The sequence below is a fragment of the Mesorhizobium sp. M1307 genome (assembly GCF_040318155.1).
Lineage (GTDB): Bacteria > Pseudomonadota > Alphaproteobacteria > Rhizobiales > Rhizobiaceae > Mesorhizobium.
The window spans coordinates 62,321-86,056 of record NZ_JAMYLR010000016.1 but is presented as its reverse complement, the minus strand read 5'-3'; the positions used below and the strand labels follow the sequence as shown (position 1 = coordinate 86,056).

At 60.3% G+C, this 23,736-nt stretch carries 22 protein-coding genes; 17 read left to right on the top strand and 5 right to left on the bottom strand.

The annotated features are described in order from the left end of the window. Positions 1–9: 9 nt before the first annotated feature. Positions 10–1,077 carry a hemin-degrading factor gene (locus NKH16_RS19075; protein ID WP_352901050.1) on the bottom strand — a complete coding sequence of 356 codons (1,068 nt, stop codon included), beginning with the start codon at positions 1,075–1,077 and terminating at the stop codon, positions 10–12. A gap of 32 nt (positions 1,078–1,109) precedes the next feature. Next, positions 1,110–1,268 (bottom strand): hemin uptake protein HemP, encoded by a 159-nt coding sequence (gene hemP, locus NKH16_RS19070; protein WP_352857052.1) that lies wholly within the window; start codon positions 1,266–1,268, stop codon positions 1,110–1,112. 493 nt (positions 1,269–1,761) lie between these two features. Here hemP and NKH16_RS19065 point away from each other — a divergent pair, with 493 nt between their 5' ends. The 17 genes from NKH16_RS19065 to NKH16_RS18985 all read left to right on the top strand — a co-directional run bounded on the left by NKH16_RS19065 (position 1,762) and on the right by NKH16_RS18985 (position 18,410). Beyond that, positions 1,762–2,082, top strand: a complete 321-nt coding sequence (locus NKH16_RS19065; protein WP_352857054.1) for an iron-sulfur cluster assembly accessory protein — start codon at positions 1,762–1,764, stop codon at positions 2,080–2,082. A 239-nt stretch (positions 2,083–2,321) separates the two neighbouring features. After that, positions 2,322–2,567: a NifU family protein gene (locus tag NKH16_RS19060; RefSeq protein ID WP_352480504.1), complete on the top strand. Its 246-nt coding sequence runs from the start codon at positions 2,322–2,324 to the stop codon at positions 2,565–2,567. Next, positions 2,518–3,735 (top strand): cysteine desulfurase NifS, encoded by a 1,218-nt coding sequence (gene nifS, locus NKH16_RS19055; RefSeq protein WP_352687733.1) that lies wholly within the window; start codon positions 2,518–2,520, stop codon positions 3,733–3,735. The genes NKH16_RS19060 and nifS overlap by 50 nt, the downstream gene beginning before the upstream one ends. Beyond that, entirely contained in the window at positions 3,732–4,940 is a 1,209-nt protein-coding gene (gene nifV / locus NKH16_RS19050) for a homocitrate synthase (RefSeq protein WP_352901047.1), read from the top strand. Before nifS ends, nifV begins: the two co-directional genes overlap by 4 nt. Further along, positions 4,937–5,317, top strand: a complete 381-nt coding sequence (gene nifW, locus NKH16_RS19045) for a nitrogenase stabilizing/protective protein NifW (RefSeq protein WP_352857060.1) — start codon at positions 4,937–4,939, stop codon at positions 5,315–5,317. The genes nifV and nifW overlap by 4 nt, the downstream gene beginning before the upstream one ends. A gap of 188 nt (positions 5,318–5,505) precedes the next feature. Then, positions 5,506–6,357: an electron transfer flavoprotein subunit beta/FixA family protein gene (locus NKH16_RS19040; RefSeq protein WP_352857062.1), complete on the top strand. Its 852-nt coding sequence runs from the start codon at positions 5,506–5,508 to the stop codon at positions 6,355–6,357. A gap of 18 nt (positions 6,358–6,375) precedes the next feature. After that, positions 6,376–7,485: an electron transfer flavoprotein subunit alpha/FixB family protein gene (locus NKH16_RS19035; RefSeq protein WP_352901043.1), complete on the top strand. Its 1,110-nt coding sequence runs from the start codon at positions 6,376–6,378 to the stop codon at positions 7,483–7,485. A 9-nt stretch (positions 7,486–7,494) separates the two neighbouring features. Next, positions 7,495–8,802: an FAD-binding protein gene (locus NKH16_RS19030; RefSeq protein WP_352857093.1), complete on the top strand. Its 1,308-nt coding sequence runs from the start codon at positions 7,495–7,497 to the stop codon at positions 8,800–8,802. 11 nt (positions 8,803–8,813) lie between these two features. Beyond that, the gene (locus NKH16_RS19025; protein ID WP_352594669.1) at positions 8,814–9,113 is read left to right on the top strand and encodes a ferredoxin family protein; all 300 of its coding nucleotides are present in this window, start codon (positions 8,814–8,816) and stop codon (positions 9,111–9,113) included. A 180-nt stretch (positions 9,114–9,293) separates the two neighbouring features. Beyond that, positions 9,294–11,057, top strand: coding sequence for a nif-specific transcriptional activator NifA (nifA, locus tag NKH16_RS19020; protein ID WP_352808567.1), 1,764 nt, complete (start codon positions 9,294–9,296; stop codon positions 11,055–11,057). Between the two features lie 238 nt (positions 11,058–11,295). Further along, positions 11,296–12,774: a nitrogenase cofactor biosynthesis protein NifB gene (gene nifB / locus NKH16_RS19015; RefSeq protein WP_352901040.1), complete on the top strand. Its 1,479-nt coding sequence runs from the start codon at positions 11,296–11,298 to the stop codon at positions 12,772–12,774. A 32-nt stretch (positions 12,775–12,806) separates the two neighbouring features. Continuing rightward, entirely contained in the window at positions 12,807–13,001 is a 195-nt protein-coding gene (locus tag NKH16_RS19010; protein ID WP_023678248.1) for a 4Fe-4S dicluster domain-containing protein, read from the top strand. A gap of 99 nt (positions 13,002–13,100) precedes the next feature. Beyond that, complete coding sequence (locus tag NKH16_RS19005; protein WP_352542072.1) at positions 13,101–13,421, top strand: nitrogen fixation protein NifZ; 321 nt, start codon at positions 13,101–13,103, stop codon at positions 13,419–13,421. Further along, positions 13,418–13,630, top strand: a complete 213-nt coding sequence (gene nifT / locus NKH16_RS19000) for a putative nitrogen fixation protein NifT (protein ID WP_352542071.1) — start codon at positions 13,418–13,420, stop codon at positions 13,628–13,630. The genes NKH16_RS19005 and nifT overlap by 4 nt, the downstream gene beginning before the upstream one ends. Before the next feature lie 37 nt (positions 13,631–13,667). After that, entirely contained in the window at positions 13,668–14,573 is a 906-nt protein-coding gene (locus NKH16_RS18995; RefSeq protein WP_352901038.1) for an SIR2 family NAD-dependent protein deacylase, read from the top strand. Positions 14,574–14,646: 73 nt separating this feature from the next. Continuing rightward, complete coding sequence (locus tag NKH16_RS18990; protein WP_352901035.1) at positions 14,647–16,515, top strand: ABC transporter ATP-binding protein; 1,869 nt, start codon at positions 14,647–14,649, stop codon at positions 16,513–16,515. Next, the gene (locus NKH16_RS18985; protein ID WP_352901033.1) at positions 16,515–18,410 is read left to right on the top strand and encodes an ABC transporter ATP-binding protein; all 1,896 of its coding nucleotides are present in this window, start codon (positions 16,515–16,517) and stop codon (positions 18,408–18,410) included. The genes NKH16_RS18990 and NKH16_RS18985 overlap by 1 nt, the downstream gene beginning before the upstream one ends. A gap of 602 nt (positions 18,411–19,012) precedes the next feature. On the opposite strand, the gene NKH16_RS18980 is transcribed toward NKH16_RS18985, so the two are convergent. The 3 genes from NKH16_RS18980 to nifA (NKH16_RS18970) all read right to left on the bottom strand — a co-directional run bounded on the left by NKH16_RS18980 (position 19,013) and on the right by nifA (NKH16_RS18970) (position 23,291). After that, entirely contained in the window at positions 19,013–20,053 is a 1,041-nt protein-coding gene (locus NKH16_RS18980; RefSeq protein ID WP_352901031.1) for an LLM class flavin-dependent oxidoreductase, read from the bottom strand. 91 nt (positions 20,054–20,144) lie between these two features. Further along, positions 20,145–21,284 carry a histidinol-phosphate transaminase gene (gene hisC, locus NKH16_RS18975; RefSeq protein ID WP_352901028.1) on the bottom strand — a complete coding sequence of 380 codons (1,140 nt, stop codon included), beginning with the start codon at positions 21,282–21,284 and terminating at the stop codon, positions 20,145–20,147. A gap of 234 nt (positions 21,285–21,518) precedes the next feature. After that, positions 21,519–23,291, bottom strand: a complete 1,773-nt coding sequence (gene nifA / locus NKH16_RS18970; RefSeq protein WP_502911716.1) for a nif-specific transcriptional activator NifA — start codon at positions 23,289–23,291, stop codon at positions 21,519–21,521. Between the last annotated feature and the right edge of the window lie 445 nt (positions 23,292–23,736).

Below are 23,736 nucleotides of genomic sequence, written 5' to 3'. Positions count from 1 at the left end.
CTGTCGGCTCTACACATCCCTGTCGGTCGGACCGGGAACGCGTGGCAGACTCTCGGCCAGAAACCGCCAGTCGCTGCGCTCGCGTTCGCCTTCCTTGCGCGCGCCGAAGAACTGGATGATCATCTTGCCGTCTGCGCCATAGGCTTCAATGGACGTGACGTGACCGTCCCTCGTCGGCTTGCGCACGGCCCAGACCTCGCGGATGTGATGGCTCCTAAGATGCAGATGGAAGGTCTCGTCGAGCACATTGATGCGCGGCCCGATCTGCTTGACCGACTTGATCGGACCGGAATGGATCTGGATGCAACCACGATTGCCGACAAAGCACATGATCGGCATCTCGTCTTCGGCCGCCTGTTGGAACAGGGCGCCAACGGCATCATTGTCGAGCAGCCAGGCGTAATCCTCGTCGGCCATACGCATCGCCTGGCAGCGGCTGAGCTTCAGTGTCTTCAACATATGGTAGAACTGATGCACGTCGCTCAGCCGGCTCCAGTGCTCGCGTAGGTCGTCGACCGTGGCGGCTTGGTCTGGACTCACTGCGTTATCGCGCGCCCCGCTCGCCTCAACCGATATGATTGGCTCCTGGTGGGAGGATACGAGCTCTGCCGCCAGATTCTGATAAGCGTGCAGGTTCGAGGCGGGCCTGAGATGTATTTTGTGCATCGCCTCGCCGGTGGCATCAAAGAATTGCAGGCTGCGGCGGATCTCGGCTCCCTCGCGCTTCTCGACGGCGAAGCCATACGCCCACGCTTTCGGGAAGATGCGCAGGTCGATCTCGTCGCCGAGCACCATGGCATGCTGGTTGCCCGTGACCACATTGTCGTAGACGCCGATCTTTTGGTGCACGGCACTTTCGTTGCGGGTGACCGCCATCACCTCGCCGACCGCTTCGAGGCCGGTCAGCAGATCATCGACGCGCGGCTCGATGCGCACCGCGCCGTGACCACAATGCGCCGCCACCAATTCGGCTTCCGAAATGCCCAATCGAGCGGCGAGATCATGCTCCCGGATTTTCGGATTGTCTTCGCATGCCCGCCGGATTTCGTCCGGCGACGGTTTCTCGCGCTGGTCCATGTCTTACCCCTGCTTCCACCTACGTGTGAGGATCAGCTGCCCTGCCCGGGAATCTTCAGCCGATAAGGCGCGCCGAAATGCTCGATCCTGATCTGCTGCTGGCCCGTGAACAAAGCGTCGCTGGACAGCGTGCGCGCGGCGTCGCACCCGCGCGAAAACCGGCGAGCAGGCACATGCCGATGGCATCCCATCGAGCCGGTCGGCGGCTACTGGGCGGTGGTGAGCGAGTGTGGGTGTTGTCGCAATCGGCCAAGCGGGGCATTCGGATGCCACGGGCGGCGCTGCTTTGCCAAACAAGGCGTATCTGACCCGGTCCTGACATGTTGCTCCCTTGCTTCGCCCCATCCATCGCGAGGGCACCCACGGCATGATTGTGGATCGGCATGCTCTTGCCGCCTCGCCAAACGGAGCTTCAAAAACCGTGCCAATTGCGCCGAAGCAAGCTCAGAAGAAGCTCTGTATTTGGTGATGTGAGTTCAACCAAGAACTCAGGCCCAACATCCCTCGTGGCGGACCCGACAAACCCGACAGTACGTGTCGGTTGGCCGACACCTTCGCAGCAATGCACTCACAAGAAGCACGGCAGTGTCAGAGATGCCGCGCTGTGTTGAAATCTTTTTTCGCTTTGGCACGGTGCATGCGACGTGATGCGCAAGCAGGTCCCGAACTGAGGAGAATGGAGCCATGATTACGCTCACCGACAACGCTGTTGCCGCCTTCAAGACTGCTCTTTCCCGCGCCAGCGAGCCGGCGGAAGGCTTTCGCATCATGGTCGAGGCCGGCGGCTGCGCCGGCTTCAAATACTTAATGGGCCTGGAGAGCGTGTCGCGCGAGGGCGACGCGATCACCGACGCAGATGGGATCAAGCTGTTCGTGGACGCGGGCTCCCAACCCCACGTCGCCGGCATGACCGTTGACTTCCTCACCGGGCTCGAATCTTCCGGCTTTGTCTTCGATAACCCCAATGCGCGCGAGAAGTGCGGCTGCGGCAAGTCCTTCAGTTAAACGCCCGAAGCGCCTATGCGGCCGACGGACTCATTTTGCGGCAGAGGAGACTTATATGGCCGGCACGACAGATGTCCCCGTCCTAAAGAACAAGGAAAACGGATCTCGGGACCGCCATTCGCTTCCGGTGGGATGCAAAGAACGTCGCCTCCCGAAACAGTTCGGTTCCTGGTGGCACCCAAGCTGCTGGCGGCCAAATCGCGCCGCTGCGCCAAATTCGGCTTATCGATAACGTTGTCGTGTTCGGGCGTCCTTACCTGCGGGCTGACGGCGGCGACTGCGGACTTGGCCATGCCGACGCCGATCCGGTCTACGTCAAACTCTCGGGCGTCCGCGCCGGCTGCCAGTTCGGGCCCATCATCATCAACGGCATACGCCAGAGGCTCAATGAGGCGGTCGCGCGCTCGCGTCATTCCGGTCAACTGAGGATCGCACATGAAACCTGTCTACCTCGACAACAACGCAACCACACGGGTCGATCCTGAGGTCGTGCAAGCGATGTTGCCGTTCTTTAGGGATCAATTCGGCAACCCTTCGTCGGCGCACGCTCTTGGCGCCTCAGTCAGTGCGGCGGTGAGAAAGGCGCGGAGGCAGTTGCAAGCTCTGATCGGCGCGGAGTTCGACGATGAGATCACCTTCACCTCGGGTGGGACAGAAAGCGACAATGCAGCGCTTCTTTCGGCGCTCGAGGCGGCGCCCAACCGAACCGAGATCGTTACGTCCGCGGTCGAGCATCCCGCCGTGCTGACGCTCTGCGCGCATCTTGAGAAGACCCGCCGCGTTAAGGTGCACAGGATCCCGGTGGATTGCCGTGGCCGGCTCGACCTCGACGCCTATATGGCCGCCCTCACCCCACAGGTGGCAATCGTCTCGATAATGTGGGCGAACAATGAGACTGGTGTGATCTTTCCCGTCGCCAGGCTTGCCGAGTTGGCCAAGGAAGTGGGCGCCCTTTTCCATACCGATGCTGTGCAGGCGGTCGGCAAGCTTCCGATGGACCTGAAGTCGACCGCAATCGACATGCTGTCGCTCTCCGGCCACAAGCTGCACGGGCCGAAAGGGATCGGCGCGCTTTTCGTAAAACGTGGCGTCAATTTCCACTCGCTGATCAAGGGGGGCCACCAAGAACACAACCGGCGTGCTGGCACCGAGAATACGCCCGGCATAGTCGGGCTCGGCATGGCGGCCGAACTCGCCTTGAAATTCATGGACGACGAGACCACACGGGTAAAGTCGCTCCGCGACCGTTTAGAGGACGGGATTCTCCAGCGCATCCCAAGCACCTGTGTCACTGGAGATCCCCTGGAACGGTTGCCCAACACCGCAAACATCTCCTTCGAACATGTCGAAAGTGATGGAATTCCACTCCTCCTCAGCCGCGTGGGCATCGCGTGTTCCTCCGGCTCTGCCTGCACCTCCGGCTCTCTGGAACCGAGCCATGTCCTGAGCGCGATGAAAACGCCACACGCGGCAGTCCGCTTCTCCTTGGCGCGGGACAACGGCGAAGCGGACGTCGACCGGGTGCTCGAGGTCATGCCGGCAATCGTGGAGAAGCTGCGTGGCTTTCCCAGTTCTGGGCCGGGTAAGCGAAGCTCCGAAGACGTTCAATCCGGTCTATGCCTGAGCGGCAGCAGAACCGGCTACCGTTCATGACCCGTCATGTCTTTCTCAACGATACGACCTTGCGCGATGGCGAGCAGGCGCCCGGCGTCGCCTTTACCACGACGGAAAAGCTGGAGATCGCCGAGTCTCTTGCGGCGGCCGGCGTCACAGAGATCGAGATCGGCACGCCGGTCATGGGCGCCGACGAGATCGAAACAATTCGCGCCGTGGTCGCGCGGCGTCTCCCGGTTCGGCTCATGGCCTGGTGCCGGATGACGTCGCTGGATCTCGATGCAGCGATCGAGAGCGGCGTCCACGCCGTCAATCTATCGCTGCCTGCGTCGGACATCCAACTTGCCGCCAAGCTCGGCCTCGATAAGGCGGGAGCGCTCCAGGTCATCGATCATATGGTCAGGCGCGCCGCCGCCGCCGGCTTCTTTGTCGCGGTGGGCTGCGAGGATGCCTCGCGGGCCAATCGGGATCATCTCGCCCGCGTCATCGAGACGGCTGCACGCGCCGGCGCAAGCCGCGTCAGGCTAGCCGACACAGTCGGCGTTCTCGACCCGTTTTCGACCTTCGAACTTGTCGCCCAGCTCGTGGCGCAGTCTCCAATCGACCTTGAATTTCATGCGCACAACGATCTCGGACTTGCTGCCGCCAACACGCTGGCCGCGATCCGCGCAGGCGCGCGCCATGCGTCCGTCACCGTCCTGGGGCTCGGCGAGCGTGCGGGCAATGCCGCGCTGGAAGAGGTGGCCGCCGCGATGGCGGTCCTCGACGGGGCGGATACCGGCATCGAGCTGACGGCATTGCCCGACCTCGCCGCTCAGGTGGCTTGGGCCGCCCGCCGGCAGACCGCGGCCATTAAGCCGGTCGTCGGCGCCGATGTTTTCACGCACGAATCCGGCATTCACGTCGCAGGGCTGCTGAAGGACTCGCGCACTTATCAGGGGCTCGATCCGGCTCTCGTGGGCCGCTGCCGGCGTATCGTCATCGGCAAGCATTCCGGCGCCACCGCGATTGCCCATGTGCTGAGCGAAAGCGGTCGCGATCTCGACCCGGATCTGGCAGCCGCAATGGTGGCCCGCGTCCGGCGCGAGGCGGCCGAGACCAAATCGACCGTCACTGCAACTCAACTGGTCGAGCTCTACGATGGAATGTGCAGCGAGGCATCGCTCGCGGAGCTGTGCGGGTCCAGGTCAGCCGTGCGCGAGCGCACCGGCACCACAGTTTTCCGACCAGGGAGAATGCAATGAATTGTTCCGCTGACAGCCGCCCTATCGATGTCACCGACATCCTCGCACGACTGAAGCGCCTGTCGGCTGCGGAGGAGTTCTTCGCAGTCCTTGGCGTCTCCTATGATCCGAAGGTGCTGAATGTCTCGCGGCTCCATATCATGAAGCGCGTGGGCCAATACCTTGCCGAAGAAGATTTCTCCGGTCTGCCCGACCAGGTGATTGCCGCGCGGGTGCGCGCGACGCTCGAACGCGCTTACGAGGACTTCGCGATTTCCTCGCCGCTCACGCATCGGGTCTTCAAGGTGCTCAAAGACCACGATCCGAACAAACCTGCCAAGCCGGGCCGCACCTTTGTCCCGTTCGACTCCGTACTGAAGCGGTTCGGACAGGAATGACCGCGACACGGGTTGCGACGCGACAATGTCGAGAAGCCGACAAATCCGGTCATCACCACGGCGCCCTCAGAAGCAACCAAGCGAAGTTCTAGGAATAGGGGGCAGCGCAAAACAGTTGGCACGAATGATGCGCACCAAAGAGATAACCGCCAAGCCCGCATCCGGACAGGAGCCTAGAGAAACCGCCAATGCACATCGTAATCTGCATCAAGCAGGTGCCGGACTCGGCACAGATAAGGGTCCACCCGGTGACGAACACGATCATGCGCCAGGGTGTTCCGACCATCATCAACCCTTACGACCTGTTCGCCCTCGAAGAAGCCCTCAGACTGCGCGACGCCTATGGTGGCGAAGTCACCGTGCTCACTATGGGTCCACCCATGGCAGAGGACGCGCTGCGCAAGGCGCTCGGTTACGGCGCCGACCGAGCGGTGCTCTTGACCGACCGCTATTTTGCCGGCTCCGACACGCTGGCGACCTCCTTCGCCCTTTCCCAAGCAATCGCGAAGGTTGGCGAGACGTTCGGCACGCCAGACCTCGTCTTCACCGGCAAGCAGACGATCGATGGCGACACCGCCCAGGTCGGGCCCGGCATCGCCAAGCGCCTCGGACTCCTGCAGCTGACCTATGTCGCGAAGATCGCCTCCATTGATATTGCTGGGCGCGAGATCAAGGTTGAGCGCCGCTCCGAAGGCGGCACACAGATGCTGAAGAGCAGGCTCCCTTGCCTGATCACCATGCTGGAAGGCACAAACGAGATCCGCCGGGGCTCGATCCAGGACGCCCTGTGCGCCGCGCGCAGCCAGGTCTTGAAATGGAGTGCGGCCGACGCCGGCATTGAGGATCTCACCAAATGCGGCCTGCGCGGTTCACCGACGGTGGTCAAGCGCGTTTTCGCGCCTCCTGCGCGAGCGGAAAAGGCGGCAAAAATCGACACCGCCGAGATGGCCTTGCGCGATGTCGCTGACGAACTCATCACGGCAATTTTCACCCGCCAGCCGGCATTGGAACATGAGCTCGCCTTCAACGGCGGCGCGTGAGAGGGCAAGGAGCAGACGATGTCGACCGCGAACCGAGAAACCCCTCGCCCTGCCGCCGGCCGTGCCGGCATAAAGAAGGAGCTGCCCGCGCATTTCAAGGACTACCGGCACGTTTGGGTTTTCATCGAGCTCGAACGCGGCCAGGTCCATCCCGTATCATTCGAACTGCTCGGCGAAGGCCGCAAGTTAGCAGACAAGCTTCAGGTCCAGCTTGCGGGCGTCGTGCTTGGACCGCCGGGAGAGGCCATCGGGAACGCCGTTGCCGAAGCGTTCGCTTATGGCGCCGACCTTGTCTACATCGTCGAGGCGCCGCTGCTCGCCGACTATCGGAACGAGCCATTCACCAAAGCGATGACGGATCTGGCCGATACCCACAAACCCGAGATCCTTCTTCTCGGTGCCACCACACTCGGCAGGGATCTTGCCGGCTCCGTGGCGACGACCTTGCAGACAGGGCTCACGGCCGACTGCACCGAACTCGATGTGGATACCGACGGTTCGCTCGCCGCCACCCGTCCGACTTTCGGCGGTTCCTTGTTGTGCACGATCTATACGCTCAATTTCCGCCCCCAGATGGCGACAGTGCGACCGAGGGTCATGCCCATGCCGCAGCGGGCGGATAAACCGGTTGGGCGTGTCATCGGGCACAAGCTCTCGGTAGCCGAGGACGAGATCGTTACCAAAGTCCTGGGCTTCCTGCCGGATAGTCAGTCGGCAAAGGCAAATCTTGCCTATGCCGACGTCGTGGTTGCGGGAGGCCTGGGTCTAGGCGCGGCGGAGAACCTGCAGCTGGTGAAGAATCTCGCGCGGGCAATTGGTGCCGAGCATGGCTGTTCGCGCCCGTTGGTCCAGAAGAGCTGGATGCCGGCTGATCGGCAGATCGGCCAAACTGGCAAGACCATCCGGCCGAAGCTTTACATAGCGGCTGGGATTTCCGGCGCCGTCCAGCATCGGGTTGGCGTGGAGGGGGCGGATCTCATCGTGGCCATCAACACCGACCCGAACGCGCCGATTTTCGATTTCGCTCACCTCGGGATCGTCACCGACGCGATCCGCTTCCTGCCCGCACTGACGGAAGCCTTCACCCGGCGGCTGTCGCCCCACAGTCGCGATAAGCTTGCGAGCTAAGGGATGGACATGATTGAGGAACAATTCGACGCCATTGTTATTGGGGCCGGCATGTCCGGAAACGCAGCTGCTTACACCATGGCCAGCCACGGCCTGAAGGTGCTGCAGTTGGAGCGGGGTGAATATCCGGGCTCCAAGAATGTCCAGGGTGCCATCATGTACGCGAACATGCTGGAGAAGATCATCCCGGATTTCCGGGACGATGCGCCTCTCGAGCGGCATTTGGTTGAACAGCGGCTTTGGGTGATGGACGACACATCCCATACCGGGATTCACTATCGGTCGGACGACTTCAATGAGGCGAAGCCCAACCGCTACACGATCATCCGTGCCCAGTTCGATAAATGGTTTTCGCGTAAGGTGCGCGAGGCCGGCGCGACGGTTCTGTGCGAGACGACCGTGACGGAACTCATCCGTGACGCCAAGGACAGGGTGATCGGCGTCCGCACAGACCGGGCCGGCGGAGCCATCTACGCGGACGTGGTCGTCCTCGCAGAAGGTGTATGCGGACTCCTTGGCACGCGGGCCGGCCTGCGCGAGATGCCGAAGCCGCAAACCGTGGCGCTCGCCGTCAAGGAAATGCATTTCCTGCCCGAAGAGGTCATTGAGCAGCGGTTCGGCCTCAAAGGCGATGAAGGCTGCGTGATCGAGGCGGTGGGCACGACCTCCCGCAGCATGGCCGGGCTCGGCTTCCTCTACACCAACAAGGAGTCGATCTCACTGGGCATTGGCTGCCTCGTCTCCGATTTCGCCGCGATGGCCGAGAGCCCTTACGTCCTCCTCGACGCCTTAAAAAGCCATCCTTCGATCCGGCCGCTGATCGCCGGCTCGGAAGTGAAAGAATATTCCGCGCATCTCATTCCCGAAGGCGGCTACAAGGCTATTCCGCAGCTCTTTGGCGACGGTTGGGTCGTGGTCGGCGATGCCGCGCAACTGAACAACGCCATTCACCGCGAGGGTTCGAACCTCGCCATGACCTCCGGCCGCATCGCGGCTGAGGCAATCATCGAGGTCAAGAGCCGCAACGGTCCTATGACCAAACGGAATCTCGCCCTTTACAAAGCCATGCTGGACAAGTCCTTCGTGGTCAATGACCTAAGGAAATACAAAGACATGCCGGCCTTGCTCCACACCAATTCCTGCAATTACTTCACGACTTATCCGCGGTTGATGTCGCAAGCCGCGCAGAACTTCATGCGTGTCGACGGCACGCCGAAGATCGAGAAGGAAAAGGCGACCACGGCGGCCTTCATCAAGGCCCGCTCGCGCTGGGGGCTGGTCAGCGACGCGGTCCGCCTTGCATTGGCGTGGCGCTGAGGGGAGACGAAATGACGATCGCAGTGACGAAGTCACGTGTCGAGGACAAGCTTTACCAGAACCGCTACTTGGTGGATTCCGGCCGTCCGCATATCAAAGTGCGACCGCACGAGAGGCCAAGCGCGAACTTGCTCGCGCTGACCCACGTCTGCCCCGCGAAATGCTACGAGTTGAACGACAAAGGTCAAGTGGAGATCACCCCCGACGGCTGCATGGAGTGCGGCACCTGCCGGATTTTGTGCGAGGCCAGTGGCGAGATCGAGTGGAACTATCCACGCGGCGGCTTCGGAGTCCTCTTCAAATTCGGATGACCGAGGCACGCACCGTATCAAGAGGGTCAATCTTGGTACACCTGAGGTCGCGACCAACGCCAAGTCTATCTTTGCTTGAATTGCCCCCACGAAGAGAAGCTCGTGAATACTGTGCTTTCAGAATTCAGACTCAGACACAAAAGGAGGAGCACTCTGGACGACAACCGCTGAGGTGTTTCCATGGCTCACGTACCGCAAGATCGGGTCGACGAGGTAGCACCTCGGGATACCCGCCCTGAACCGCCCATCAAAAGCATGCCCCAAGCAGATATCGCGCTCAGGGGACTCTACGAGATATCGAAGGTGCTGACCGCCCCCAGCGAGCTGGAGATTACGCTCGCCAATGTCGTGAACATCCTGCCTTCGTTTCTGCAGATGCGTCACGGAGCAATCGTCGTCCTGGACGCTGAAGGAGAGCCGGAGATTGCCGCAACTGCCGGCAATACCCACGCACCTCAATCAGGCACTCGCCGCGTCATACCACAGGCCATAACAGATCAAATCGTCGCTACGGGGACGCCACTCTTCATACCGGACGTCCGCAAGTCCCAACTATTTCAGGCTGACCTTCAAACATCTTCGAGCAGCGGCACCATCCCAATTGCCTTTATCGGTATCCCGCTAAAGGCTGATCATAAAATCCTTGGGACATTGTCGATCGACCGCGCCGGAGACGGCGCCACCGACTTTCGCGACGACGAGGACACATACTTCCTGACGATGGTCGCCAACCTTGTCGGCCGGACGATCCGTCTCCATCGCATCCTGAGTACAGATCGTCAGCGGTCTGTCCATGAGCAATGGAGACCGGAGAAATCGCCCAACGAGGGGAGGACCTACGACCCTGCCCGGCATGCGGATGTCAAAATCGACGGGATCATCGGGGAAAGCCCCGCACTCAAGCAGGTGCTCGAAACCGTCTCGGTCGTAGCAGGGACCAATTCCACCGTGCTACTGCGGGGTGAAAGCGGCACAGGCAAGGAATTCTTTGCGCAAGCCATCCATAAGCTCTCACGTCGGAGGAAGAAGTCTTTCGTCAAATTGAACTGCGCCGCACTGTCTGAAAGCGTTCTGGAGTCAGAACTGTTTGGGCATGAAAAGGGCGCTTTCACGGGTGCTATCTCCCAGCGCGCCGGTCGTTTTGAATTGGCAAATGAGGGAACGCTGCTACTTGATGAAATCGGCGAGATTTCGCCGGCCTTTCAAGCCAAGCTGTTGCGTGTCTTGCAGGAAGGCGAGTTGGAGCGAGTCGGCGGCACCAAAACGCTACAGGTCGACGTGCGCCTCATATGCGCCACCAACAAGGACCTCGAGACGGCCGTCATAAAAGGGGAGTTCAGGGCCGACCTTTATTACCGCATCAATGTGGTGCCAATTATCCTGCCTCCGCTCAGAAAGCGACCCGGCGATATTCCACGCCTTGCGAACGCCTTCCTCAATCGATTCAACAAGGAGAACGATCGCGCACTCGCCTTCGCGCCGTCGGCGCTTGACCTGATCTCGCAATGCTACTTCCCTGGTAACGTCCGCGAGCTGGAGAACTGCGTCCAAAGGACGGCCACACTTGCGCGTTCAAGGACGATCACGCCATCCGATTTTGCCTGTAAGAAGAGCCAGTGCCTTTCCTGGCTCCTCTGGAAGCGAGCCGACCGCTCGAATGGCGGCAATACCATCGACGATCTCGCACGGGTCAACGCAGTGCCGGTCGGATTGCGGCTGCCGGCCAGTCGCATCGGTGCCTCCGCAGGCAACGTATCTCCCCTTGCGGCCGGCGATCCAAACGATCCCGCTTGTCCCCCGCGTCTGACGGAACGCGACCGGCTGATCGACGCGATGGACAAGGCCGGTTGGGTTCAGGCCAGGGCGGCTCGTATCCTCGGCCTCACGCCGCGGCAAATCGGCTACGCGCTGCGCCGATATGGCATCGAGGTGAAGAAATTCTAGACGTCGTGATGACGTCAAACGTAAGCTCGGAGTAGTCTCCCTCACACCCTTCGCGCCCAAGGCTGGTAGCCTTCGCGACCCGATTTGCTTGTCCACTGTCGGAAGCCCGACAAAGGTGTGTCGGAGCAATCCGACGGAATCCGACACGAAAGCCAATTCGTGAACCAAAACCGCTCTTTGAGCTGGCATAGCTCTTGCGGTTTGAACTGCGACATTCACCCAGCAACGGAGCCGTTCGATGTCCGCACCGGCAATTTCGCTTGAGAGCCTCAGCACGACATTCGGTGACCAGTTGCTTGCCACCGTGAAAGCCGGTGGCTGCGCGTCTTCGTCCTGCGGCTCGTCGATAAAGCCGGACGACACGGATCCGGCTGTCTGGGACAAGATCAAGGATCACCCCTGCTTTTCAGAAGAGGCGCATCACTATTTCGCGCGCATGCACGTCGCGGTGGCGCCCGGCTGCAATATCCAGTGCAACTACTGCAACCGCAAATATAACTGCGCCAACGAAAGCCGGCCTGGGGTGGTCTCCGAAAAGCTGACGCCCGACCAGGCGCTACGCAAGGTGATCGCGGTCGCCAACGAGGTGCCGCAGCTTTCCGTGCTCGGCATCGCCGGACCTGGCGATGCCTGTTACGACTGGAAGAAGACGAAGGCAACGTTCGAACGAGTCGCCAGGGAAATCCCAGACATCAAGTTTTGCATCTCCACGAATGGGCTCGCGCTGCCGGACCATGTCGATGAGCTTGCCGACATGAATGTCGATCACGTGACGATCACCATCAACATGGTCGACCCTGAGGTCGGTGCAAAGATCTATCCTTGGATCTTTTACGACCATCGCCGCTACGTCGGCATCGAAGCCGCCCGGATCCTGCACGAGCGGCAGATGTTGGGTCTGGAGATGCTGACCGCGCGCGGCATCCTCACCAAAATCAATTCGGTGATGATCCCCGGCGTGAACGATGAGCATCTGATCGAGGTGAATAGATGGGTCAAGGAGCGAGGCGCGTTCCTGCACAACCTCATGCCGCTGATTTCGGACCCGGCGCACGGCACGCACTACGGACTGAGCGGGCAACGCGGCCCAAACGCAATGGAGATGAGGGCTCTTCAGGATCGTGTCGAAGGCGGCGCCCAGTTGATGCGCCACTGCCGGCAGTGCCGGGCAGATGCCGTCGGCCTGCTCGGTGAGGATCGTGGCCAGGAATTCACAGTCGACCGAATTCCCGGCGAGGTCACCTATGATGCCAGCAATCGCAAGGCCTATCGGGAGCTGGTCGCGGAGGAGCGCCGTGATCACGTGGCGGCTAGGAGAGAAGCGATCGGATTGGTCAAGGCAGCGAGCCCCGGCAAGTCCCTTCTCTTCGCAGTGGCGACCAAGGGCGGCGGCCGCGTCAATGAACATTTCGGCCATGCGAAGGAATTCCAGGTTTACGAAGCATCGCCGAGAGGGATCAGCTTTGTCGGGCATCGCAAGGTCGAGCAGTATTGTCTCGGCGGCTGGGGCGGAGAAGCCGCCCTGGATGGCGTCATCGCTGCGCTTGAGGGCATAGATGTCGTGCTGTGCGCCAACATCGGAAACTGCCCGCAGGATCAGCTCGCCGACGCTGGAATCCAAGCCACCGACGCATATGCCCACGACTATATCGAGACCGCAATCAGCGCGATTTACGCGGCCGCGTCTGGGACCCCCGCACTCGCGGCGACGGCCTGAGCGCGTCTCATCCATTCGGACCAGGAGTTAAAATGGCTTTCAAGATCATCGCATCCCAATGCACCCAATGCGGCGCCTGCGAATTCGAGTGTCCCTCCGGCGCGATCAAGTTCAAAGGCGAGAGCTATGTGATCGAGCCGCAAAAGTGCACCGAGTGCGAGGGGGTCTTCGATGCGCAGCAATGTGCCTCGGTATGCCCGGTGCCGAAGACCTGCGTTCCTGCGTGACGAACATTGGGCTGCCGACATGGTCGGGGATGCCTTCGCAGGACGCCTGGAACGCCTTTGTTCACAATCTGCAGCCTCAAGAGAAATCAGGGAACGGACATGTCGCTCGGACGCGAAGAGGAGGTCGAAATCCGCAGGCCTCCACGATTCATGCCGGGAGAGCGGGTACGTGCCACTCGCCACATAAAAAATGACGGCACCTATCCTGGCAGGGAGATCGGCGAAAATCTCGTGCGGAAGGGCGACGAGGGATATGTGCGCGACATTGGCACCTTTCTCCAGCAGTTCTTCATCTATGCGGTCGAATGGGTCGACCGTGGCACCGTCGTCGGCATGCGAGCGCGTGAACTGATGAGCCTCGACAAGGCCGAGGCGCCCTGCAGTGCTGAAAGCAATACCAATGAAGGGACGGCCAGATGAAAGTCATGATCCGCAGGACCGAGGCTGGCTTGTCGGCGTATGTCCCGAAGAAGGACCTCGAAGAGCCGATCATCAAGCTCGAGAAGGAAGAGTTGTGGGGCGGAACTGTGACGCTCAGGAACGGGTGGCGGCTCCTCCTACCCGATCTTCCACGGGATACGCGTCTGCCGATCACCGTCGAGGCAAGGAAGGTTTCCGAACAGGACTGATGCTGCCCCTTGATAGGTGCGTCGCGAGGAAACGAGCATGAACACGATCCTGACATCGGGCCACCTCGTCATCGTGCGGGACAGTTTTGCCGAAAAGCTGCTTGACCTGGCGAAGGAAGCGCTCGCCGCCGATGAGGTGATCCCCTATCTCGGTCCGGGTCTTCTTGGGTTCAACTGTGCGGAACCGCCTGTGCCGCATACGCCGGAGGTCGTTGCCGCGGCACTCAATGCGCGGGCGCCAGCCCCTTCCAGGATCCGCACCAATATGTGGTCGGTTGCGCAGTTCATCGAACAGCGCCGGCATCGCCGGACGCTGCAAGCTTGGATGACCGACATATTCGCAGCGCCGGTGGCGCCGACCCTCCTCCACGCCTGGCTCGCAGGGCTGCCGCTCTCCCTCATCGTCGACAGCTGGTACGACGGCGCGATGCGCACGGCTCTCGTAGAGACCGGCCGAACGGACGTCGTTGAGATACAGGGCGTCACGCGGGCGAACGAAATCGGTAACATTTGGACGAAAACCTACGATTTGTCCGGGAGGGAACTCGACCCCCGATCGGGGGCCAAGACGGTTCTCTATACGCCTCACGGGAGTATTAGGCCGGCGCAAAACTTTCTCGTCGCAGATTCCGACTATGTCGAAGTTCTGACCGAAATCGATATCCAGACACCGATCCCAGACGTGGTGAAGGAACGGCGCATCACCCGTGGATTTTTCTTCGTTGGCTGCCGCTTCAACGATCAGATGCTGCGCACCTACGCCAGGCAGATCATGAAGCGCTCCCGAGGTCCATATTGCGCGGTAATGGACGCGGAAACGCTGACCAGAAACGAAGCGCGTTTCCTTGCGGCAAGCGGAATCACGGTGATCGACATGCCAGTAAGCGAAGCCGCGGCTCGGCTTACAGGAACGCGCCCTGCTGCAGGTGGTGGACAGGATTAACAATGGCGGGCCCCTTTGACGATTGGTCCTTCGGCTTGCCTCGAAGGCGCAAAATGCAGTCGGGAATACACCCGTGAGCAGTGATGCTATCGGCAGCGCAACGAACGCTCTGAATTCGTTGACCCATGTGGACGCGGCGCGCTGGGGCCGGGATTTGAGTACGCTGTTGCGCATCACGCGTATGAATTTGCGGCATCCCTGGCAGGTCGCCTTCGCTATGGGCTCGACGGTCCTGGCGGCAATCCTCCAGTTGCTCATTCCCCAGCTTCTCGGCCGGGCCGTCGACCTGACCCAGACAGCCATCGGGGGCGGTGTCGCGGGGACCGCGGCAGGACAAGCGCTCTGGATCCCGGCTCTCCTGCTGCTCGCCGTCAGCGCGCTACGCGGCCTTTTCACGATGGCGCAGAACTATTTTGCCGAAGCCGTCGGGCATCATGTCGCGTACGAACTGCGGCTCGCCTACTACGACAAGATCCAGCGTCTCAGCTTTTCCTTTCACGACCGGGTCCATTCAGGCGATCTGATCACCATCGGAATGCTCGATCTCCAAGGCGTGCGGATGTATTTTTCCACCGCGCTCGTTCGCGTGCTCCTGCTTACCATGCTGATCGGGATCGGCGCCTACATGATGATCTCGACCGATCCCATGCTCGGCCTGGTCGCGCTGAGCTTCGTGCCTTTTGTCGCCTGGCGCTCATCGGCCACACAGCTTAGGCTGCGCGCCACCTGGCTCGACCTGCATGAGCGGCTTTCAGTACTAAGCCGCGTGATGGAGGAAAATCTCGCAGGCATCCGCGTGGTCCGCGCTTTTGCGGCTCAAGCCTATGAGATGCTGAAGTTCGACGGCGCTTCCAAGAACGCGCTCGACCTCGCCCACGACCGAGTTGACATCTACGTGCCCAGCACGTCGGCGGTGACCTTGTCCTTCTTTTTCGCAATGGGATTGGTGCTCTGGATCGGTGGCAGCAAGCTCGTCGCTGGCGAGATAAGCGTCGGAACGGTGGCGACCTTCCTGACCTTCATGACAATCCTGCAAATGCCAGTCCGCCAGATCGGCCTCATGGTCAATGCCTTTGCCCGCGCTTCTAGCTGCGGTTCGCGGCTTTTCGGTCTCCTCGACCAGGAGATCACAATCAGGGATGCTCTCGAGGCCAGACCGCTCGAGATAAGCGACGGCACTCTGCGCTTCCACAATGTCTCGTTTGCGTACCCCAGCGCCGAAAACCGCGCCATTCTGAAGAACCTCAGCTTTGAGGCCCGTAGAGGCGAGACGATCGCGATCGTCGGTCCGCCGGGTTCGGGCAAATCGACGATAGCTCATCTGGTCCCCCGCTTTTATGACGTGACCGGTGGCGCCATCACGCTGGACGGCCAGGACATACGCAATGTCACCCTCGCGACGCTTCGCAAGGCGGTCGCCGTCGTACAGCAGGATGCATTCCTATTCACCACTACGATCGAGAACAACATCGCTTATGGCGATCCCTGGGCGAAGAGACAGCGAATCGAACGCGCTGGCGAATTCGCCCAGCTCCACAACTACATCCTCGGGCTCCCAGCGGGCTACGAGACGGTCGTGGGCGAACGCGGCGTCTCTCTCTCTGGCGGCCAGCGCCAGCGTCTCACGATTGCTCGCACCATGATGCTGCGCCCCTCCGTCGTCGTTTTCGACGACTCAACGGCCGCGATCGATGCCGGCACCGAGCAGCGCATCCGCGCGGCGATGCGGCGCTTCGCCAAGGATCGGGTGACGATCATCATCGCGCACCGGCTGAGTGCGCTTGTGCATGCCGATCAGATCCTTTTTGTCGATAACGGCGAAATCGTAGAACGCGGCACGCATCAAGAGCTTTTGGCGAAGCGGGGACGCTACAGGGCCCTTTACGATCTCCAGACGCGCCCGGGTGATGACAATATGACCCAGTATGGGGGCGCCCGCTGATGGCGCAGGGCCGCGCCGGCGAAGTCGAAGCCGAACGTGACGACGGTAGACGCCCTCCGCGCGCGGTTGTCGGCTCGCACCGCATCGAGGAGGAGATGTTCGGCCGGGCTTTCGACAAGAGCATCCTCCGGCGCATCTGGGCTTTCGTCCGTCCCTATCGGGCCAGGGTAGTCATCACCATTGCAGCAATGCTGATCTTCACCGGGACGCAGCTTCTCATCCCGTTGATCATCCGCTACGCGCTCGACCAGGGCATGAACCCGGCAAGGACCGATCGCTCAGCCCAGCTCGCGGCCGTCGGCGCGTTCGTTTTGGCGATTTTGGTCAATTTCGCTGCCGGCTACATGCAGGAAACCGTGGTTGGGAAAGTGGCCGAAACTGTCCTGTTCGACATCCGCCGCGCCATGTTTGGCCATCTGCAGAAGGTTTCGCTCTCCTTCATGGACAAGACCGAGGTCGGACGCCTCATGTCGCGCCTGCAAGGCGACGTCAACTCCATACAGGAATTCCTCGAAACCTCGGTATATTCCGTAGGCGATGTTGCGCTTCTCTTCGGCATCGTTTTCGTAATGCTGTGGCTCGACTTCCGCCTCGGCCTCCTGACGCTCTCGGTTCTGCCGGTCCTGGTGATCGTCCGCATTGTCTGGCTGCCGCGTGCCCGCGACGCCTTCATGGCCGCACACGAGACTAATTCCGTCGTCAACGGCGCGCTGGCCGAAGCCATTCACGGCGTGCGCACCGTCCAGTCAATGGACCGCCAGCAGGTGAATTTCATCCTTTTTGACGACAAGGCCCATGCCAACCTCAGGACCCACCTGATCGCTGCCAAATATGCACTGGTCATGGTGCCTATCGTCGATGGCCTCACCGGCCTCGCCATGGCCGCCGTTATTGTGGTCGGCGGCTCGATGGTCATGAATGGCCGCATAGATGTGGGCGTATTGGTTGCCTACCTATTTTACATCCAGCGCTTCTTTGACCCGATCCGCTCACTCACCCTGCAATATTCGGTCATGCAGCGCGCCATGGCCTCAGGCAAGCGCCTGACCGATGTGCTCGACGTCAAGATCGATGTTCAGGACAAACCCAATGCCGAGGTGCTTTCGCCCGAAATGGACGGCTCGGTCGAGTTCAGGGACGTCACCTTCGGCTACAATCCGGACCGTTCGGTGCTGAAAAATGTCTCCTTCCGGGTCAATCCCGGCGAGACGGTCGCACTGGTCGGGCCGAGCGGTTCTGGCAAATCGAGCGCGATGGCCCTGGTCCACCGCTTCTATGATGTTCAGCAGGGCCAAGTGCTGGTCGGCGGACATGATGTGCGCGATCTCACCCAGGAATCGCTCGGCCGCCAGGTCGCCATGGTGCTGCAGGAGCCGTTCCTGTTCACCGGGACGGTCTTCGAGAACATTCGATACCACAAGACGGAAGCCACGCGCGACAAGGTGATCGAGGCCGCCAAGGCGGTCGGCGCCCACGACTTCATAATGAGCCTCGCCGACGGGTATGAGACCCAACTTGGCGAACGCGGCGACAACTTATCTCTCGGCCAGCGCCAGCTTATCAGTTTCGCCCGCGCCCTCGTCGCCGACGCCAAGATCCTCGTGCTCGACGAAGCTACCGCCAACATCGACAGCTACACGGAAATGCAGATTCAGAAGGCTCTGATAAAGCTGCTTGAAGGGCGCACTGGCCTCGTCATCGCCCACCGTCTTGCCACGATCCGGGGTGCCGACCGCATCATCGTGCTTCAGAATGGCCAAGTTATTGCGACTGGCAACCACGATCAGCTAATAGCCATGGGGGGCCTGTATTCCAAACTCTACAATCTCAACTACGCCTCCTTTGACGATATTCCAGAACACGATACGACCGTACAAGCCGGCTCCCAGACCTGACGTCTTGGCGGCCTTGTGGTACTGACATTGACTTCGGGCGTGCCGGCGGACACTCAGGCCGCCGCAGACGAGGAAGCAGGCAGCATTCATGGAAAGCACTCGCGCAGATCGTGAAGACCGGCTGCTCCAGCATCGTTATCCGACCGCGGTGCACCCCGCGACATCGGGCGAACTCGCTCCAGGTGGTGTCGCTCGGCGTAGCAAAGCCGCTCGCGAGCGCGCCCTCAACAGCGCCGTAGCGAGTGACGGCTTTGCTACCGCCGAGCCGCTGATGAAGCTGGATCTGGGCGCCGCACCGGCGCCGCCCCTGGCGAGAAGAACCTCTGCGGCGGGCTATGGGCAACGACTAGCGCGAGCGCGACGAGCAGACGCGTGCCGGCATCGTGACGCGCTCGGCCAACATCTCCTTAGGATCGTGCAGGTTCACACGATGGCCCAGACGCCAGCCAACGCACAAACCTGGTAATCTGTGCCGCCGGCTCGTCGTCAGTTTGGCCTCCCTCCCGATTGCCCGCCCCCACCACTTGCACGCTCGAGCACGTGGATGTGAGGGAGCGCTGTTACTACGATTTAACCTTCAGATCAGACCGCGAATTTCATGGTCAGCCAAGTCGAGCCATGATTTCGGATTGAATGGTCGTCGCGGTGTATAGGGAAGCATCTAGCGGCAGATTCCCAAATGCCAGTTGACAAAGAAGGTAGTTAGCACCTGCCTCTTCCAACTGACTGAGCAGAGCTTCTCGCACAGACGCTGCTGATCCTACCACGCACAATTCACGCTCTATTGCCGCATCGAAGGTCAGCGGCAGGTTGGGTGGAGTGGGGATAGCGTTAAGCTCGTAAAGGAATTGGAAGCTCTTGAGCCATCGTTCGTAAGCAGGTGCCGCGAGCGAATAGGCATGTGTGTCACAACGCCCAACCACGACCATGCGGAGCAATCCAATAAATGGCGCTCGATCGCCCGCGCCAGTGTTGTCCTCTTGATAGGCGCGGAACGCATCAGTAGTTTTGCGAACAGAAGAGGAAGGTCCTACACACGCGATATTTGCTCCATTCGCAGCGGCCCAGGCTGCGGACTCGGGTCGATTGGCGGCGACCCATGTCGGCGGATGTGGACGCTGATGAGGTCTTAGCGTCAAAGGAACGTCATTGAGCTCAAAATGGCGGCCTTGATAGCACAGCGTGCCAACCTTCATGGCATTAACAAGTATTTCAACAAGAATTTCGCTGGCTTCCGCATAGCGGCCCGGCACCGCGTCCGCACCAATCCCGAAGTAACCCAATTCGATCGGGAGAGCACCGCGCCCTATGCCCAGTTCGAGCCTGCCACCGCTCAACTGGTCCAGCATACAGATCTCTTCGAACGCACGCAGCGGATGATAAAGCGCAAGCAGCATCACCAAGGGTCCGAGACGCAGGCGCCGGGTGCGCTGGGCGACGCTCGATAAGAACAGATTCGGCGATGGACCTCTCCCATGGGGGGTACAGTGGTGCTCTGCGAGATGATAGGCATAGAACCCTAGCTGATCGCACGCCTCTGCTAATATCAGGCGATCTTCGTACTGCCGGGCGATATCGAGGCCGTCCTCGTCCAGATGATCGAAGATGCCGAAGGCTAGGTTTGAAGGAAAGACGTTTGTCACTCGATATTGTCCCCGATTTTAAAGAAAAATGTTGTCGTGCTTGGGTGACCAAGCAAGCCGAAAGATAGCAATGTGTGATATCGGATTAGCGTCAGCGTACCGAACGAGCAGAGCCTGACGCTCCCCTGCCCGTGGTGCTTGGTATGTTTAAGTTTCCAACTATATCGCGAGCGGCAGCAAGAAATGCATCCAATTGCTCTTTTGTGCCGATGCTGACGCGGATGCAATGTTCCAAACCATTGTCCGGAAAGTAGGCAACGAGTATCTTTTGCCTTTCCAAGGCTGCTTGCCACCATGAGCCGTCCTGTCCCGCTGGCACACGGGCTAGCAAGAAATTAGCGTGGGAGGGCGTTACGGAAAATCCAAGTTGCGACAGTGCGGCTGTCACTCGCTGTCGTTCATGTCTGATGTGCTTGTGGTTCTCTGCGTAGGCGCCGCGATGCGCAAGCACGCTGATACCAACCGCATGCCCGATCACGTTCATGTTGAAGACGTTCTGGATGTTGCGCAGCCTGCCAATAATCTCAGGGTGACCGAAACCGAAACCGACGCGAATGCCGGCGGCGGCATAGCTCTTCGAAAATGTTCTCAAGATCAGAAGGTTCGAATAACGGTTGATGAGGCGCAGCCCGTGATCGGGTGCAAAGTCGACGTAGGCCTCATCAAGGACGACCAGGTGATCCGATTGTGCCACGAGGCGTTCGATATTGCTTATCGAGAGGAATGTTCCGGTCGGATTGTTTGGATTGGCCACCAGAATGAACTTGGCGTCTTTTGCCGGACCGGAAAGCAATTGCTCCATTGGCAGCGAATGAGTTTGACATCCGATCTCGAGAAACTCAGCACCATGCAACATGGCAAGTTTGCGGTTGAACGAAAACCCTGGCGATATCATCGCCACCTTGTCGCCAGGGGCGAGGAAAGCTCTGTAGATGAGTCCGAGCAGTTCAGACGACCCGTTGCCTGCGATGACCTGATCCGTGGATACGCCATAGGTATTGGACGCTGCTTCCCTCAAGCTGATGTTATCGTCGTCCGGATACAGATACTGGCGATTGAGGGCCGCCACTGCACTTTGCATTATGATTGGCGGCAACGGAAACGGGTTCTCATTCGTATTCAGCTTGACAAAACTACTGTCCGGCGCTGGTCCGTTGGACGGCAGAGCATCTAACTGTCGCGTCCCTTGCGGAAGAGACGAAAGCACAGCTTGCAGTTTTGCATCGGACATATTTTATCTCCGTTTCAGTCGCACGGGGCATCCGTATGAGCTCGCAACGAGAGCAACATGGCGGACGGATTGACGATGGCAGCGTCGCCTTTCACAAGATGGTCGCAACGCCGGCTGCCATGGGATTTCGGCCAGGCTGTCCTCGGTCGGATCGACTTGACGCGGACGCGGATCTGCATCCCTGCGCGGGCCAAGCCGCTAAGCGGTCTCAGCTAATCCGCCTGAGTCATGCTTTCACAGACGCTTGACCTCGATGCCGTATTTCCTCAGCACGTAGCCAATCTGGCGCGGGGTCAGTCCAAGCAGGCGCGCCGCCTTTGCCTGCACCCAGCCACATCTTTCCATGGCAGCAATGACGCGCTCGGCGTCGGTGGTCCTCGCGCCCAATGAGTGGGTTGCTCCGGCAGGCGGGACTGTGGTGGCGGCCGAACGAGCGGCCGCATCCGGCGGCGTGGCCGGATTCACTGCCTCTGGGAGGATTGGCGCTGGTTGCAGCGCGGCCTTGCCCGATCTGCTCTTCCGCAGCGCCTCGGCAAAGCATTGGTCGTGGGAGCACGCAAAGTCGTTTCTCCCGATTGATCGTCCCTCCGCCAGGATCGCTGTCCGGTGCACGCAATTTTCAAGCTCGCGAATGTTGCCGGGAAATTCACATTTCATCAGTACTTCAATCGCACGCGGATCGAAGGTCAGCGTACGGCCGTTCTCATCGTTGAAATTCTTGAGAAACTCAGCTGCGAGGAGCGGAATATCGCTGCGCCTTTGGCGTAACGCCGGCACCAGCAAGGGAACCACGTTGATGCGATAATATAGGTCGGCGCGGAACTCATTCCTTGCAACCGCCTCTTCAAGGTTCCTGTTCGTGGCGGCAATCACGCGAACGTCGACCTTGATGGTCTGGTTGCTGCCGACGCGCTCAAACTCCTGCTCCTGCAGCACGCGCAGTAGCTTTGCCTGGAAGGAGGCCGAGATCTCGCCGATCTCATCCAGAAACAACGTCCCCTTGTCGGCGAGCTCAAAGCGACCCTTGCGGGAATTGAACGCGCTTGTGAAGGCACCCTTCTCATGACCGAACAATTCGGATTCCAGGACTGTCTCTGGCAGCGCTGCACAATTGAGTTTGATGAAGGGCCGCTTGGCGCGCGGCGACAACTCGTGAATTGCCTTCGCGACCAGCTCCTTCCCGGTACCGGATTCGCCTCGCAACAGAACCGTGGTCTTTGCCTTAGCTACCACTGCGATCTTCTCGAGCAGCGCGCTTAGCGCCGGACTGTCGCCAATCATTCCCTTGACGTGAACCTTCTTGCGCTGCGGTGCAGGGTGCTTGACATCAGAGAATTGCGTTTGCAGCCGATCTTCCACCTCCGTCGGTCGTTCGCGGTCGCCCGCGGAGAAGCGGTGCAACTTGACTGTCTGTCCCACCATGTTGGCGATCATGGTGAGCAGCCGGACATCATAATCGAGCCGATACGTTGACCTGCTGTCCAAGGCGCGGTCGATAGTCAGCGTGCCTACGGCGTTCCCATCAACACGAATGGGAACGCCGATTAAGGACACGGTGTCGGAGGCCCCAAGCACCTCTATGTCAGCGGCAGTGAAGGCCGAATGCACCGCTATGTTCTCGGCGACGAGCGGCGTGTCCGTCGTCACAATCAGATCGATTGCCTTGCGCGGCAGGCGCATCCGGGAGCGCTCATCGCTGTTCTCGTCGCAGCCGGTGACTACGGTGATGTCCAGTACGCCCTCAGCGTCGAAGAGAGCGATGATGCCGTGCCGCATCTGCACAAACGAGGGCAGGAGATCGACGACCTTGGCCAACGTGACTTCGAGCCGGGCGGGGTCGGTGAGTACTTTCGATATTTCGAAGATGCCGGTAAGCGCGTGCTCGTGCGATGGCACAAAAGGGACCGCGGTGTTCATCTCGGACTTTGGGTAAGCCCTTTTCGCATCCGGAAGCGAAATGCGGCACTCGCTGGCATTTTGTTCTGATTTGGGAATGTTGTGGTGCATATGATCCTCGATCTCGCGCCATGAAATGCATGCCGGCGGCATGTGCGCCCGCGACGTCGCGGGCAAGCGCGAAAATGCTCTGACGTGAACTCGTGCCACCGCCGTGTGGTCGAGTGCAAAGCGGGTCGACCCCTGACGCATCGCTTGGCTCTCCCTCCACGAAGCTTGGCCACGTTCTCGGCTTGCACGGGGGCAACCACACGTTGATTTTCAAAAGACTGGAGCGAGGCGGGATAGTCAATCGAGCTTTCTTTCATTCGTGAAAGGAAACCTCGCGGCCTATGATAGAATTCATCAGTTCTAATTTTGTCGGCGATGTTGAACGACAGAAATACGGCGCCGGCGATGCGGTGCCCGAGCGGCTGACCGCGCCGAGTTGCCGGGCCGTGCCAGTCACCAGCGCCTGCGAACCAGGGGCGGGAGCGATAATCACTGCCGACGACAC